This is a genomic window from Brevibacterium sp. SMBL_HHYL_HB1 (genome assembly GCF_018208375.1).
GTDB classification, from domain to species: Bacteria; Actinomycetota; Actinomycetes; order Actinomycetales; family Brevibacteriaceae; genus Brevibacterium; species Brevibacterium intestinavium.
On record NZ_CP062936.1, the window covers coordinates 3744586 to 3758220 of the forward strand.

The 13635-nt window shown below is 69.0% G+C and carries 12 protein-coding genes; 4 read left to right on the forward strand and 8 right to left on the reverse strand.

Features of this window, described 5'->3' with window-relative positions; genetic code table 11:
• Positions 1-38 precede the first annotated feature (38 nt).
• Both recQ and IG171_RS17120 read right to left on the reverse strand, forming a co-directional pair.
• A complete protein-coding gene (gene recQ, locus IG171_RS17115) occupies positions 39-1874 on the reverse strand; it encodes a DNA helicase RecQ (protein ID WP_212128532.1) in 1836 nt (611 codons plus the stop codon).
• A gap of 233 nt (positions 1875-2107) precedes the next feature.
• A complete protein-coding gene (locus IG171_RS17120) occupies positions 2108-3307 on the reverse strand; it encodes an MFS transporter (protein ID WP_212128533.1) in 1200 nt (399 codons plus the stop codon).
• A gap of 148 nt (positions 3308-3455) precedes the next feature.
• Between IG171_RS17120 and IG171_RS17125 the strand changes: the two genes are divergently transcribed.
• Entirely contained in the window at positions 3456-3917 is a 462-nt protein-coding gene (locus IG171_RS17125) for a Rieske (2Fe-2S) protein (protein WP_249203783.1), read from the forward strand.
• 59 nt (positions 3918-3976) lie between these two features.
• On the opposite strand, the gene IG171_RS17130 is transcribed toward IG171_RS17125, so the two are convergent.
• Genes IG171_RS17130 through IG171_RS17140 form a run of 3 tightly spaced genes read right to left on the reverse strand, consistent with a single transcriptional unit; the run spans position 3977 to position 6177 of the window.
• Positions 3977-4351: a hypothetical protein gene (locus IG171_RS17130; RefSeq protein ID WP_212128534.1), complete on the reverse strand. Its 375-nt coding sequence runs from the start codon at positions 4349-4351 to the stop codon at positions 3977-3979.
• On the reverse strand, positions 4348-5511 hold the full coding sequence (locus IG171_RS17135; RefSeq protein WP_212128535.1) for a serine hydrolase domain-containing protein: 1164 nt from the start codon (positions 5509-5511) through the stop codon (positions 4348-4350). The genes IG171_RS17130 and IG171_RS17135 overlap by 4 nt, the downstream gene beginning before the upstream one ends.
• Positions 5512-5565: 54 nt before the next feature.
• On the reverse strand, positions 5566-6177 hold the full coding sequence (locus IG171_RS17140; RefSeq protein WP_212128536.1) for a winged helix-turn-helix domain-containing protein: 612 nt from the start codon (positions 6175-6177) through the stop codon (positions 5566-5568).
• A gap of 103 nt (positions 6178-6280) precedes the next feature.
• On the opposite strand from IG171_RS17140, the gene IG171_RS17145 reads away from it, so the two are divergent.
• Together IG171_RS17145 and otsB are read left to right on the forward strand one after the other, a co-directional pair.
• Positions 6281-7051, forward strand: a complete 771-nt coding sequence (locus tag IG171_RS17145; RefSeq protein WP_212128537.1) for a hypothetical protein — start codon at positions 6281-6283, stop codon at positions 7049-7051.
• 26 nt (positions 7052-7077) lie between these two features.
• Positions 7078-9723 carry a trehalose-phosphatase gene (otsB, locus tag IG171_RS17150; protein WP_212128538.1) on the forward strand — a complete coding sequence of 882 codons (2646 nt, stop codon included), beginning with the start codon at positions 7078-7080 and terminating at the stop codon, positions 9721-9723.
• 98 nt (positions 9724-9821) lie between these two features.
• Here otsB and IG171_RS17155 read toward each other — a convergent pair whose 3' ends face one another.
• On the reverse strand, positions 9822-10274 hold the full coding sequence (locus IG171_RS17155; protein WP_212128539.1) for a MaoC family dehydratase: 453 nt from the start codon (positions 10272-10274) through the stop codon (positions 9822-9824).
• A gap of 260 nt (positions 10275-10534) precedes the next feature.
• On the opposite strand from IG171_RS17155, the gene IG171_RS17160 reads away from it, so the two are divergent.
• Complete coding sequence (locus IG171_RS17160) at positions 10535-11086, forward strand: DUF1990 domain-containing protein (protein WP_212128540.1); 552 nt, start codon at positions 10535-10537, stop codon at positions 11084-11086.
• A 44-nt stretch (positions 11087-11130) separates the two neighbouring features.
• Here IG171_RS17160 and IG171_RS17165 read toward each other — a convergent pair whose 3' ends face one another.
• Positions 11131-12036, reverse strand: a complete 906-nt coding sequence (locus IG171_RS17165; protein WP_212128541.1) for a M15 family metallopeptidase — start codon at positions 12034-12036, stop codon at positions 11131-11133.
• Positions 12037-12348: 312 nt separating this feature from the next.
• On the reverse strand, positions 12349-13635 hold the full coding sequence (locus IG171_RS17170) for a sensor histidine kinase (protein ID WP_212128542.1): 1287 nt from the start codon (positions 13633-13635) through the stop codon (positions 12349-12351).

Below are 13635 nucleotides of genomic sequence, written 5' to 3' on the forward strand. Positions count from 1 at the left end.
TTCGCGAGTGGGGCAGTGACCGTTCAGGCGGCGGGCCATCAGCCGACCTGCGACTCGAGCACCTCGAGCACGGCGGGCCCATAGCGGTCGAGCTTCTTCAGTCCCACCCCGCTGACCTGGCCGAGACGATCGATCGAACTCGGTTTGGCCTCGACGATGCCGTACAGCGTGGCATCGGGGAAGACGACATAGGCGGGCACACCCTGCTCCTTGGCCTGCTCGGCCCGCCAGGCGCGCAGGGCCTCGAACAGGGAGGCGTCGGCGGGGTCGAGTTCTGCCTCGGGCCCGCCTCGGCGACGGGATCCTGCCTTCTTGCCGCCGGACTTCTTGACCGGATCCACGCGCAGAGAGATCTCCTCCTCTCGACGCAGAACGGGACCGGCGTTCTCACCGACCACGAGCACACCGTAGTCGCCGTGGGATTCGAGCAGTCCGCGGGCCAGGGCCTGGCGGATCACGGTCTTCCACTGGCTCTCCGACAGATCGGCCCCGACGCCCCAGACGCTCAGGCTCTCATGGTCGGCCGCCCGGGAGCGGTCGTTGTCGTTGCCGCGCAGCACATCGATGACCTGGCCGGCGCCGAAGCGCTGCCCGCGTTCCCGGTCGAGCCGGATGACCGTCGACAGCAGCTTCTGCACGGCCACGGTCGCGTCCCAGGTCTCCGGCGGTGTCATGCACGTGTCGCAGTTGCCGCAGGGTTCGGATTCCTCGTCGAAGTAGCGCAGCAGCTGGACGCGGCGGCAGTCGACGGTCTCGCACAGGGCGAGCATCGAGTCGAGGTGGGTCATCGCCCGGCGCTTGAAGGCCTGATCGCCCTCACCGGATTCGATGAGGCGGCGCTGGGAGACGACATCGCCGAGGCCGTAGACCATCCAGGCGTCGGCAGGCAGTCCGTCGCGTCCGGCGCGACCGGTCTCCTGGTAGTAGCCCTCGACGGAGCGCGGCAGATCGAGGTGGGCGACGAAGCGGACATCGGGTTTGTCGATGCCCATGCCGAAGGCGATCGTGGCGACCATGACGATTCCGTCCTCGCGGAGGAACCGGGCCTGGTTCTCCGCGCGGACCTCGGCAGGCAGCCCAGCGTGATAGGGCAGGGCGGTGATGCCGCGGGCGGCGAGAGCCTCGGCGAGTTGGTCGACTCCCCGGCGGGAGAGGCAGTAGACGATGCCCGCGTCGCCGGGGTGCTCGGTGGTGATGAAGTTCAGCAGCTGGGACCGGGCCGAGGCCTTCGGCTCGATCCGGTAGGTGATGTTCGGCCGGTCGAAGCTGGCCACGAAGTGCTCGGCGCCCTGGAGGTGGAGCCGCTCGGTGAGTTCGGCGTGGGTGGCCGGAGTGGCGGTGGCGGTCAGAGCGATGCGCGGGACGTTGGGGAACCGTTCGGCCAGCACCCCGAGCCCGAGGTAGTCGCTGCGGAAGTCGTGGCCCCACTGGGACACGCAGTGGGCCTCGTCGATGGCGAACAGGGAGATCTGCGCCCGCTCGAGCAGAGCCATCGTGCGCGGCAGCACGAGTCGTTCGGGAGCGAGGTAGAGCAGATCGATCTCACCGGCCAGCAGCTGCTGCTCGACCTGCGCGGCGGTGTCGAGATCGAGGGAGGAGTTGAGGTAGGCGGCCCGCACTCCGAGGTTCTCCAGGGCCGCGACCTGATCGGCCATGAGCGCGATGAGCGGGGAGATGACCACGCCCGCCCCGGGCCTGACCAGGGCCGGGATCTGGTAGCACAGGGACTTCCCGCCGCCGGTGGGCATGAGCACGACAGCGTCTCCGCCGCCCACGACCTGGTCGACGATGGCCGCCTGCTGACCCCGGAACTCCTCATAGCCGAAGACATCGTGGAGGACATCGAGGGCGGAGGCCGTAGTTGCGGAGGTCATACCGCCACCCTAGTTCACTCGCCTGACACGAAGCTTCACGCGCCTGACACGAAGCGCGCAGAGGCGGGGACGGCCCCAGCTGCTCGGCTGCGCGACTGCTGGAGGCTGGGAGCTGCAGTCCAGGGCGCTGGAGGCTGCTGAAAGCGAGAGATGGTCGCAATCGGATACTTTGCGCCGAAGAAACTGTCCGAACGCGACCACTTCTCGCCGGGCACAACCCTCAGAGCCACCACTCAGCGGGCAGCGAACCGAGGGGCCGCGACGAGGCCGAGCACGCCGACGGCGGCGACTGCGAGCGCGAAGATCGTCGTCGCTGCGGCCAGCCCCACCTCGGCGGCGAGGAATCCGACACCGATGGCGGGCACGGACATGAACACATAGGCGAGGACGAAGTACGAAGTGGTCGCCTCGGTCCGTCGGTCGGGCTCGGTCGCCGCGGTGATCGCGCGCATCCCGGTCATGAACACGAGTCCCTGACCGGCACCGGCCAGCACCGCCGAGACGACGAGGATCGGCAGGGAGCTCAGCGTCAGGGCGAGCACGAGCGCGCCCATGCTCACGATCATCGTCAGCGTGCCGCCGATGATGAGCTGCCGATCGGTCTGCCCGCGAAAGAGCAGCTGCGCGGTCGCCGAGGCCCCGAAGAGGAGGAAGACGACGCTGCCGGTGACCGCCGTCGAGGTCAGGTGCAGGGACTGTCCGATGAAGCTCGGCGCGACCGCCGAATACAGGCCGCAGATCGCGAAACCGGTGACCGCCCCCGGCGAGGCGGCCAAGAAGATGCTCCTCGACTCAGGTGGGATTCCGGGCAGCTGCAGGCGCACGGCGGCCGGGTTGCCGCGAGTGCGATCGCGGACGAGCAGCAGGGCGGCACCGGCGATGACCAGCGTGATCGCATTGACGAGGAAGGGTGTGAATAGGGGCCCGGAGGCGAATCGGGCGAGGAACCCGGACATCATGATGCCCAGTCCCAGCCCGCCCATGTTCGCGGCCGTCGCCAGGGACCCGGCCAGCCGTTCGCGTCCGGGCGGGGCGTTCTCGAGCACGGTGACGGTGGCCGTGGAAGTGAAGATTCCCGCCGCCAGTCCGGACAGAACGCGCCCGACGAGCAGCAGGCCGACGTTCGACCCGATGAGGAACAGCACCGCCGAGGCGATCGAGAAGACCACACCGGCAGCGAGCACCGGCCGGCGGCCCAGTCCGTCGGAGAGGCGGCCGAAGAGCACGAGCGCGGCGATGACGCCGAGGGCGTAGATCGCGAAGAGCTGGGTGGTGAAGGCGGTGCCGAAGCCGAATCTGTCCTCGTAGAGGGGGTAGAGCGGTGTGGGCAGGGTCGTGCCCATCATCACGACGGTGAATACGTACGCCGAGGCGGCCAGGCCCCATCCCGTGGCGGCGCGTGGTTGCCCCCGGTCGGCCGTCTCATCGGACACTGTCTCTGTGCTCCTCTCCCGGCCCTGCGCGTTCGCCGAGGCGGCTGTGCGCGTCGAGCCGTGAGCGATTGTACGCTGGAACCCGGATATCCATGACCGGGTATCGGCATGGTGGATTGTGCGCACGCGCGAGAAGGAGCAGATTCCGATGGAGACGAGCCCGAGCAGCCCCGACACGGCACGACGGAGGGCGCCGCTGAGCCCCTCTCGGCGCGGAGCGATGAGAACCGCGGGTCTTGCCGGGACGGTGGCGGTCATCGGCTCCTCGGCGGCGGTCACCTCGGCGTGCTCATCAGGGGAGGAGGAGTCGGCGCCGACGGAGGACGCGAACCTTCCGGCGACCGATGTGCCGGTCGGATCGGGCACGGTCATCGAGGACACCTATGTCGTGACCCAGCCGAAGGAGGGGGAGTTCTTCGCCTTCTCCTCCGTGTGCACTCACCAGGGCTGCCAGGTCAAGACGGTCACCGAGGAGGCCATCATCTGCCCCTGCCATTCCTCGAACTTCTCGGCCACCACCGGTGAGGTGCTGTCCGGGCCGGCCGAGGAACCGCTGCCGCAGTACGAGGTCACCGAGGCCGATGGGACCCTGACGATCAAGGGCAAGTGAGGACTCCATCGGGAGGGTGGGGTGACCTGCTGCCCGTGATCATTCGGTGCGCTGGGCTCTCAGAGGAAGAGGCCGGGCACGACCATGGCCGCGGCGATGATGAGGGCGATCACGGCTGAGAATCCGAGCCCACCGGCCTCGCTGCGGCGGGTCTTCGCGTCCTCGGCCCGCCACGGCAGTTCGGGCCAGACGAGTGCCGCTCGGAAGACGGCGACGACGATGGCGGCCATGCCGACGAGCCAGACCCAGACGAACCAGTCGGCCCAGCCGCCGAAGGGTCCGACGAGGCGGATGAGCAGGACGAACATCGCGGCCGTGCCGATGCCGGACAGCAGACCCATCCGGGTGGCCGAGCGGCCGGTGCGCAGCGCTGCGAAGCCGGCCCAGACCACGATGACCGCGCCGATGATCGCTGAGACGAGTTCGGGATTCATGACTGTCCTCTCTGCTTCGGGCTGTTTGTGCTCTCGGCCGACTCTGCTTCGGCTGACCCCGCCTCGGCCGACTCCGACTCCGCCGGGTCGGAGATGAGCGAGGCGGCGGCGTCGACATCGTTCGCCGAATCGCTGACGACGATGACGCCGTGCCCGGTCTCCGCGGAGAAGCCGAGGAAGGACCGGTAGCCTCCGGTGCCGCCGTTGTGCCAGGTGAGGTTCGGGCTCCTGTCCTTCGTCGTGAACCAGGCCCAGCCGATGCGGTCGGAATCGTCGAAGTCGGTCCGGGGCCAGGCCGCCTCGGCGCCGGGAGCGGTTCCATCGCGCACGGCCTCCAGCCAGATCGCCATGTCATGGGCGCTCGAGCGGATCGCACCGGCCGGGGCGTGGCCGCCCATGACCCACGGCGCGGCCGGCAGGCCCGAGGCCGTGAACCCGTGGCCGAGTCCCTCGGGCGAGCCCGGCACGAACGTGTCGTCCATGCCCAGCGGTTCGGTGATCCGCGTCCGCACGAGCTCGGCATAGTCATGGCCGGTCACCTCGGCGAGGGCTTGACCGAGGACGGCGAAGCCGAAGTTCGAGTACTCGGGCTCCTCGTCGCCGAGCTCGACTGAGTCGAGGCCGGCCACGACGTCGGAGGGGGAGGCGCGGTAGGGGTCCGCGCGGACGTAGTTGGCCAGGATGGACGTGAGGCCCTCGGCGAACCCCGACCACGGCTTCTGTGCGGGCAGACCGGAGCGCTGCATGGCGATGGATTCGAGGCTCACCTCGGCGACTTTCCCCTCGAGATCCGGCCAGACCTCGCCGAGGCGGGTGTCCGCGTCGATTTCGCCGCGGTCGATGGCATCGGCGAAGAGGGCGGCGGTGAAGGTCTTCGTGATCGAGCCGATCTCGAACTCCGTGTGCTCATCGGCTCCGGTGCCGGCGAAGGCGACCTCGTCGCCGTCGACGCGGGCCGCGGCGATGTGCTGCCAGTGCTTGCCGCCCAGGGCCTGTTCGACCTCGGCCATGAGCTCGGCGTCTCCGGTGGGCGCGCCCTGGAAGCCGCGCGGCCACGGGGTGAGCGCGGCGAGGGCGACCGCCGTGAGTGCCGCGACGGCCAGCGCGACCGACCGTCGCCGAGGCGACCGCGCGGGTGGTTCGGAAGTGCGGTTGTGCATCGTTCCTCCTGGTGATCCGGCTGGGTGGTGGTCGCCGAGGTTTTCCGGTAGTCGTCAGTGCGTGCCGATGAGGACCAGCGTGAGCAGCGGGATGACCCGCGAGCTGGGGACTCTCCAATGCCCGCGACGGGCACTGGCAAGCCAGCCGGCCCCGGCAAGGGCGTGCACATGGTGGTAGATCTGCCCGGTCGTGCCGAAGCGCTCATCCTTGCTGAGCTCGGCCACCGTGGTCGTGCCCTCGTAGATCGCCTGGAGCAGCTGCAGCCGAACGGGGTGGCCGAGCGCGGCAAGGCCCCCGGCCGCCTCGGCGAAGTCGATCTCGTTGAGCCCCTCACTCGTCAGTCCCATCTGCCAGGCGACGGGCCCCTCAGCGCCCGGGGGAGTGGTGTAGCCGGTATAGGTCACCCCGCCCTCGGCGCCGAAGCGGTCGACGAGCCCGTGCAGGGCCCAGAAGGTGTCCGCGTCGTCGGGCAGGGCATCGGCCGCGGAGCCGACCGGCACCTGGGCAGGCGCAGCCTCGGTGGGAGCGGACTCGGTGCGGCCGGGTTCGACCTGCGTTTCGGCCGGAACTGCGGCTTCGGGGGCGGACTCGCCCGCCGCTTCGAGTTCGTCGACCCTGGCCTCGAGGGCGGCGAGGCGGTCTGCGAAGGACGATGAGGATTCCATACCCTCACAGTACAGAAAATACGTAATTACGTAAATACTGCAATAGCTACTGGTGCGGGGCTGTTCGGCCAGACTCAGGTGGGCCGCCTAGACTGGTGCCGTGATGAGTACCGAAGAACCGCGCACCGAATCCACGCCTCAGCGCTCCGAGTCGTCCCCGCAGGCCATCGCCGCGGCGAAACGGCTCGGCGCGCCCATGATCGTCCGCGGCATCCTCGGCGTCGCCTTCGGGCTCGTCACCGTCTTCTGGCCGCGCGATGACACGAACCCTGCGCAGCTGAGTCTGCCGACCGATGTCGTCGATCACCTCGCCATCGGCTATCTCATCCTCTTCGCGCTGGTCCTCGTCTTCCAGGCCGCACGCTCTCCGCTGAACGTGCGCACCGCGGTCTACGGTCAGGCCGTCATCGCGATTCCGGGCATCGTCTTCCTGTTCATGGCCGATCAGCCCGCCGAGCTGCGTGCCGCGCTGAGCATCTGGGCCCTGCTCCACGGCGCGCTCGAGTTCTACAGCTGGCGTCAGCTGCGGGCCCAGCCCATGGCCTCGGACTTCCTCATCGCCGCGGGCGTCCACGTTCTGCTGGGCATCATCCTCGTGTTCGGCGACGGCATGGAGGCCCTGTCGATCCTCGGCTTCACCGGTGCCGCGACCCTCATCGCCGGCGTGATCTTCATCATCGGCGGGTACTCCCGCCTGAGCAAGGCCCGCCAACTGGCCAAACGCGGTGAGCTGCCGGAGCAGATCGACCCCGAGGAGGCCGATCCCGCCGAGGCGGCCGGCCTGCCCGCCGGGGCAGCCGGGGCAGACCGGCCCGACGAGGCCGAGCCCACCGACGGCCCAGATGGAGCATCCGCACAGAAGAACGAGCCCTGACCGGCACTCAAGACACCCGAGGTGAGATGAGCACTGTCGAGCACGAGACCGCGACCCATTCCCGATCAGCCAGCATCGCCTCCTCGGTGAGGTCCTCCGAACTGCTGGGCGATCTGGCCGAAGCCAGCCGCGAACTCGACCAGGCGCTGTTCCGTCGTCTGTTCGAGCTCTCCCGGACCCCGTCCCTGCTGGTGGCCACCGATTACGACGGCACGATCGCCCCCATCGTCGAGGTGCCCAGCCAGGCCTTCCCGCTCGAGAGCTCGGTCGATTCGCTGCGCGCGCTCGCCCTGCTGCCGTCCACCTCGGCGGGGGTGATCTCCGGGCGCAGCCTGCGCGATCTCGCGGCGATGTCGCGCCTGCCCCGCGAAGTCCACCTCTTCGGTTCCCACGGCGGGGAGACGGACACCCTCACCATCGCCTCCCTCGACGAGACGCAGCGGGCGACCCTGGCCGACTTCCGCGCCGACCTCACCCGCGCCCTGCCCGGCGCGGTCATCGAGCACAAGACCACGGGCGCGGCCGTCCACCTGCGCGGCTTGGACGAGGTCGAGCGGCATCGGATCGAAGCGGCCGTCGACGCCCTCGCCGCCGCCCATCCGATCCACCCGACGCGCGGAAAGCAGGTCATCGACCTGTCCGTCGTGCCCTCGTCGAAGGCCGAGGCGCTGACTCGCCTGCGGGCCCGGACGGGCGTGGAGTCCGTGGTGTTCATCGGCGACGACACGGCCGACGAGGTTGCCCTCGGAACCCTCGGCGACGGCGATCTCGGCCTCAAGGTCGGCCAGGAATCGGTGCCGACCCATGCGGACTTCCGCCTGAGTTCCCCGGCCGAGGTCTCCGTGGTCCTCGGGGCGCTGTTCGAAATGCGCAAGGCCTGGCTCTTCGGCCGGCGGGCCATCCCGCTCCAGCGCCACAGTCTGCTGGGCAACGGGCAGTCGACGGCACTCGTCGACCCGGCCGGCAGCATCTGCTGGATGCCTCATCCGATGCCGCACTCGTCCTCGATGTTCTCCGAGATCCTCGGCACCGAGGCGGCCGGCTTCTTCGCCGTCGGACCCGCCTCGGGGGCGGCGCCCCTGACGCAGCGCTATCTGGGGAACTCGACTCTGCTCGAGACCCGATGGGCGGGGCTGAACTGCATCGACTACCTCGCCCCGGTCGACGGGTACAGCGATGACACGATCGTCATTCGCGTGCTCACAGGAGACGTGCCCACCCGGATCCGCTTCGCCCCCCGCCTCGACTATGCGACGGTGCCCACGCGCATGACCAGGACCGATGACGGCGTGCAGGTGCTCGGCACCTCGGAACCGATCGAGCTCCACGCCCCGGGCCTCGACTTCGAACTCGTCGAGGACGGCGACTCGCAGACCGCTGAGGCGACCGTCGTGCCCTCGGAGCAGCCCGGCGGCGCTGTCGTGCTCGTCCTCGCCTGCGGTTCGGGCACCGGTGACGCCGGCTACATCGCCGCCGGTGGGGAGCGCCATGTGCGCGAACGGGCGCTGAACTTCTGGACGAACTGGGTCGAATCGCTCGGCCTGCCCGGGCATCACCGCGAGGAGGTCATCCGTTCGGCGATCACCCTGCGCGCCCTGTGCCACGAGCCCACCGGGGGAGTCCTCGCCGCCCCCACGACCTCTCTGCCCGAGGGCATCGGCGGCGTCCGCAACTGGGACTACCGCTACACCTGGCTGCGCGACGGTTCGATGACGGTCCGAGCCCTCCTCGCGCTCGGATCGACCGGTGAGGCCGAGGGCTTCCTGTCCTGGCTGTCGGGGATCCTGTCCCGCACGGTCTCACCCGAACAGCTCCATCCCCTCTACGCCGTGGACGGTTCGGCCCTGACCACCGAGGCGGTGCTCGACCACCTGCCCGGCTATGCCGGTTCGCGTCCCGTGCGGGTCGGCAACGCGGCCGAGCATCAGGTGCAGCTGGACGTGTTCGGCCCGGTCACGGAGCTGCTCGACGAACTCAGCGACCACCTCGGCGAACTGCCCGACGACTATTGGCGGCTCACCTGTCAGATGGTCGAGGCCGTGGGAAAACGGTGGTTCGAGGCCGATCACGGGATCTGGGAGGCCAGGCGGGCGCCGAAGCACAATGTCTACACGCGGGTGATGTGCTGGGTGACGGTGGACCGGGCTCTGCGGATCGCCCGTCGCTTCGACCGGGAGCCGCCCGGTGCGTGGAGGCAGCTGCGCGAGGAGATCGCCCACGATGTGCTCACCCACGGCTACAGCGAGGAGGTCGGGGCCTTCACGGTCGCCTACGGTGAGACGGACCTCGATTCGGCGGCCCTGTTCGTCGGGCTCTCGGGCCTGGTGAGCGCCGACGATCCGCGCTTCATCTCCACCGTCGACGCGATCGAGAGGGAGCTGCGGGTCGGCCCCACGGTCTTCCGCTACCGCTACGAAGACGGGATGCCCGGTCTGGAGGGCGGATTCCACATCTGCACGACCTGGCTCATCGAGGCCTTCATCAAGGTCGGCCGGATCGACGACGCCTGGGATCTGTTCCGGCAGGTCGACAACCTGCTCGGGCCCACGGGGCTGCTGTCCGAGGAGTACGACCCCGTCGCCGAGACCCATCTGGGCAACCACCCCCAGGCCTATTCGCATCTCGGCTACATCCGGGTCGCGCAGCTGCTCGATGAGCACCGCCCGAACTGAGTGCGGCAGCCCCGGACGGGTCGAGTGCCGAAAGACAGGTGCGTGCCCCTGGCGACACCCGACCCGCGGGTCGCAGCCTCACTCGACGAGTGGCAGCCTCACTCGATGAGGAGGGTGACCACCTCGGCGATGCAGGCGGGGCGCTGCTCGCCCTCGATTTCGATGGTGTGGTTGAGGATGAGCTGGGTGCCCTTCTGCCCGCGGATGACGTCGCCCACCTCGACTCTCCCGCGCAGGCGCGAGCCGACGACGACGGGCTGGAGGAAGCGGACCTTGTTGAGTCCGTAGTTGATCTTCATCGACACGCCCTCGATGGCGAAGATCTCGGAGGAGAACTTCGGGATCAGAGCGAGGGTGAAGAAGCCGTGGACGATGGTCGCTCCGTAGGGGCCCTCTGCCGCGCGGGCCTCGTCGACGTGGATCCACTGGTGGTCATCGGTGACATCGGCGAAGGTGTTGATGGCATCCTGATCCATCGTCACCCACTCGGAGGAGCCGAGTTCGGTTCCGATGAGCGATTCGATCTCGTCGATGCCGTTGAGTGTGCGCATTCCGGTTCTCCTTTGATCCTGGCGACGTTCGGTGCCGACTGTGCCGCATCTCGCCGGTGCCGGGCCGCGACCTCGCCGAGCGCAACGACCGTGCCGGGCCGCTTCGACCGAGTCGGGCGCAGCGATCCGCCGGGCCGCTGAGCGGACAATCGATTGACAGAAGCTGTCTCTGGCATCATACGTGGCCCGCTGCTCGAGGCCACCCTCGCCATCCGGACTGTGAGCCGACGCTCGGCCGTCCGGCGCGTTAGGTTGGAGATATGGCCGATCCAGCGCGCGACTACCCCAAGACGCTCACCGATCCCCTCTCGCCGAGGTGGATCGAGCGCCCCGATGGCTACCGGAGCTTCGAATCCGCGTACTTCGTGGGACGCGGGCAGGACACCTTCGACCGCTGCGCCGAGGAGCTGCTGCACTGGGAGGTCAAGATCCGCAGCGGCTTCGACATCGAGGTCGGCGGCCGGGGCGAAACCCGGACCGGTGAGACCGGGAGCGAACCGCCCCGCGTCGAGGCAGGGCAGGAGCCGACGATCAGAGTCCGCCTCGGTCCCTTCGGACTGCCGGAGCCCTCACGCGTCATCGACGTGTTCGAGACGACGCGGCGGTGCGGGTTCACCTACGGCACGAAGCCGGGGCACCCGATCACGGGTGAGGAGTCGTTCATCCTCATCCGCACCCCCGACGACAGGGTCTTCCTCGTTCTGCGCTCGGTCTCGCGCGCAGGAGCGGGCATCTGGCGCCTCGGCGAACCCCTCGTCCGGCTGGCGCAGGTGATCTACCGGCGCCGCTACGGCCGGGCTCTGCGCGTCTGATCCCGCTTCTGCCGCGCAGCCGGCAGAGCACCGGTGCTGCGAGCTCAGTTGTCCTTGATCGACTTCCGGGCCGGAGTGTACTCCCAGTGCCAGGGCTCGTACATGCTCGACTTCGCCCAGCCCGGGTTCTCCCAACCGTATTCGTCACCGTGCTCGACCAGCCAGTCCCAGGCCCCTGACTTGCTTGCGACGCCGCCGCCGAGGTCGAGGGCGATGCCCCAGCCGTGCAGCGAGGTGCCGGGCTTGGCCGCCAGACCCGGTTTGCGGCCGGCCACGGAGAGCTGACCGCTCATGTCACGGTAGGAGTCGGTGATCTCGAGTTCCTTGCCGGTGTCCTTCTTGTAGGCCGCGTTCATCTTCGCGAAGGAGACCGCGGCGTCCGCGCGCAGCTGGTGATCCTCGATTCCCAGATCGCACAGCCACTCCTCCGGCAGCTCACCGTTGCTGACGGACTTGTCGAAGTCCTGCTCCGCATCGCAGCCGGGCAGGGCGCTCTTCTTGATGGAGCGGCTGGCGGCCTCGACGTTCTTCTGCTTCGCGCTCGGCGCACCGACCTCGACCGAGGACGAGCCCTTCGAGCCCGAGACCTGGGCGTCGACCTTCTCCGGGCTGACCGCCGCCGGCTGACCGGCGGCCGTGGGGTCGGTCTTGACCTCGGCTCCGGCACCGAGGCTGCTGGCCAGCAGAGACGCCGCGGTCGCGGCCCCTGCCACCGCCACGGCGGTCAGGGTCGACATCGTCCTGATCCTCTGCTTGCGCACGGAACGCAGCAGCGAGCCGTTCGATCCGCGTCCCCGCGCGACGCCGGCGCTGACCCTGCCGGTTTCCGCAGCGTCAAGGGGACCGAATGCTGAGGTCGAACGCGAACGCGCGGTCTCCGCTGCGGCGGCCTCGGCGGCCATGGCTGCCCGGCGCGGCGAAGGTGCCGCGGCGCGTTCCTCGGCGGCCATCGCCTCCCGCCGCGGCGACGGGGAGACGGCGGTCTGGGGCTGTCGGATCGGCCTCTTCGGTGCGTGTCCACGCGAAAGCAGAGACGACCGTCGCCTGTGCAGATCCCGTCGACGCACCGGTTCCGGTGTGGCCGAGGATGACTCTGACATAACTCTCCAGGTGTGCCGCTGACTCGCCGAGAGCGTCGGTCGTCCCGACGCCTCGATCACAACATCACAAAAGCGTAACGGCCATATATAGAAAATGTCATATTCAAGTGACGAATCGCACTTCTGCCCGGGCAGGCCCGGGCGGGAGCCGCCTCGGCGAGGTTATTCGGCCTTGCTCTCGATGTACTGCTTGAGGGCTCGGTCCTGTGCTTCCTCATCGGGGAAGATCGCCTCGGTGCGGGCGCCGCCGGTGACCGGGTCGTTGCTGAAGACGAGCGTGATGCCCAGCAGACGCGCCTGACCCTGGGCGATGACGAGGCCCAGGCCCATTCCGCCGCCGCCGGCGGAGACGAAGCGGGTCGGGCCGGTGTTGACGATATCGGGCGGGTAGCCGGGGCCGGAGTCGGTGATGATGATGCTGCGGGTGTTCGTCTCGAGCCGGATCGGGTCCCCGCCGTGCTTGATGGCGTTGACGAGCAGATTGGAGATGATGCGCTCGAATCGGCGGACATCGGTGACCAGCGTCGAATCCAGTGCCGCCAGCTGCGTGTCGATCGTGTGCCCGGCCAAGGCACCGGAAGCCTCCATGGTGCCCAGCAGCGAACGGACCGCCTGGTCGATATCGACTCGGGAGAACTCGGGATTCGCGCGTCCGGCGTCGAGGCGGGAGACCTCGAGGAGGTCCTCGACGAGGATCTGCATGCGCTGCACGCGGTCCTTGACGAGCTCGGCCGGTCGGGAATCCTCCTCGAGCAGGTTCGCCGCGTTGACCAGTCCCGTCAGCGGGGTCCGCATCTCATGGGCGAGATCGGCGGTGAAGCGCTGCTCGGAGTCGATGCGCTCGGTCAGTCGCGCCACCGCGGTATCCACGGCCGTGGCGAAGGCCCACACCTCCTGGTCGGATTCGTCGATGACATCGGCGATGCGGGTGGAGGTGTCCCCGCCGGCGATCTTCCGAGCCGCCTGCGCGCCGAGGGTCAGCCGCCGGGAGATGCGTCCGGCGACGATCGAGCCGACACCGCCGACGACGAGAGCCGAGCCGATCATGCCCACCAGCAGCGCCTGGTCGATGCGGCCGATGAGCTCCTGACTGTCCTTCGTCGAGGCGCGCACGGAGATCACCTCGGTGTAGGTGCCGACCTCGATCGGGGCGGCGGCCCACACGATCTCCTCTCCGTCGACCTCGGACCGGATCGTCACGCTCTGACCCTTGAGCGCCGAGCTGCGGGCATCATCGGGAAGCTGCGGATCGTCGATCCGGGCGTTGAGGGTGAGCACTCCGGTCTCGGAGAAGATGGCGGTGGCGTTCGTCAGCTGCTCGGTCACCGTTGAGCGCATCCGATCGTCTTCGGCCCGGGCCGCGGATTGGCGCAGCACGATCGAGCAGGAGAGGACGGCGATGATCACCGAGGCGACGATGAGCAGAGAGATCTTCCAGCGCAGTGACAT

Bases quoted from the DNA above. Each gene is read 5' to 3' on its own strand.
- recQ (WP_212128532.1), bottom strand. From the start codon at position 1,874: ATGACCTCCGCAACTACGGCCTCCGCCCTCGATGTCCTCCACGATGTC.
- IG171_RS17125 (WP_249203783.1), top strand. From the start codon at position 3,456: ATGGAGACGAGCCCGAGCAGCCCCGACACGGCACGACGGAGGGCGCCG.
- IG171_RS17130 (WP_212128534.1), bottom strand. From the start codon at position 4,351: ATGAATCCCGAACTCGTCTCAGCGATCATCGGCGCGGTCATCGTGGTC.
- IG171_RS17135 (WP_212128535.1), bottom strand. From the start codon at position 5,511: ATGCACAACCGCACTTCCGAACCACCCGCGCGGTCGCCTCGGCGACGG.
- IG171_RS17140 (WP_212128536.1), bottom strand. From the start codon at position 6,177: ATGGAATCCTCATCGTCCTTCGCAGACCGCCTCGCCGCCCTCGAGGCC.
- IG171_RS17145 (WP_212128537.1), top strand. From the start codon at position 6,281: ATGAGTACCGAAGAACCGCGCACCGAATCCACGCCTCAGCGCTCCGAG.
- otsB (WP_212128538.1), top strand. From the start codon at position 7,078: ATGAGCACTGTCGAGCACGAGACCGCGACCCATTCCCGATCAGCCAGC.
- IG171_RS17155 (WP_212128539.1), bottom strand. From the start codon at position 10,274: ATGCGCACACTCAACGGCATCGACGAGATCGAATCGCTCATCGGAACC.
- IG171_RS17160 (WP_212128540.1), top strand. From the start codon at position 10,535: ATGGCCGATCCAGCGCGCGACTACCCCAAGACGCTCACCGATCCCCTC.
- IG171_RS17165 (WP_212128541.1), bottom strand. From the start codon at position 12,036: ATGGCCGCCGAGGAACGCGCCGCGGCACCTTCGCCGCGCCGGGCAGCC.
- IG171_RS17170 (WP_212128542.1), bottom strand. From the start codon at position 13,635: ATGTCACTGCGCTGGAAGATCTCTCTGCTCATCGTCGCCTCGGTGATC.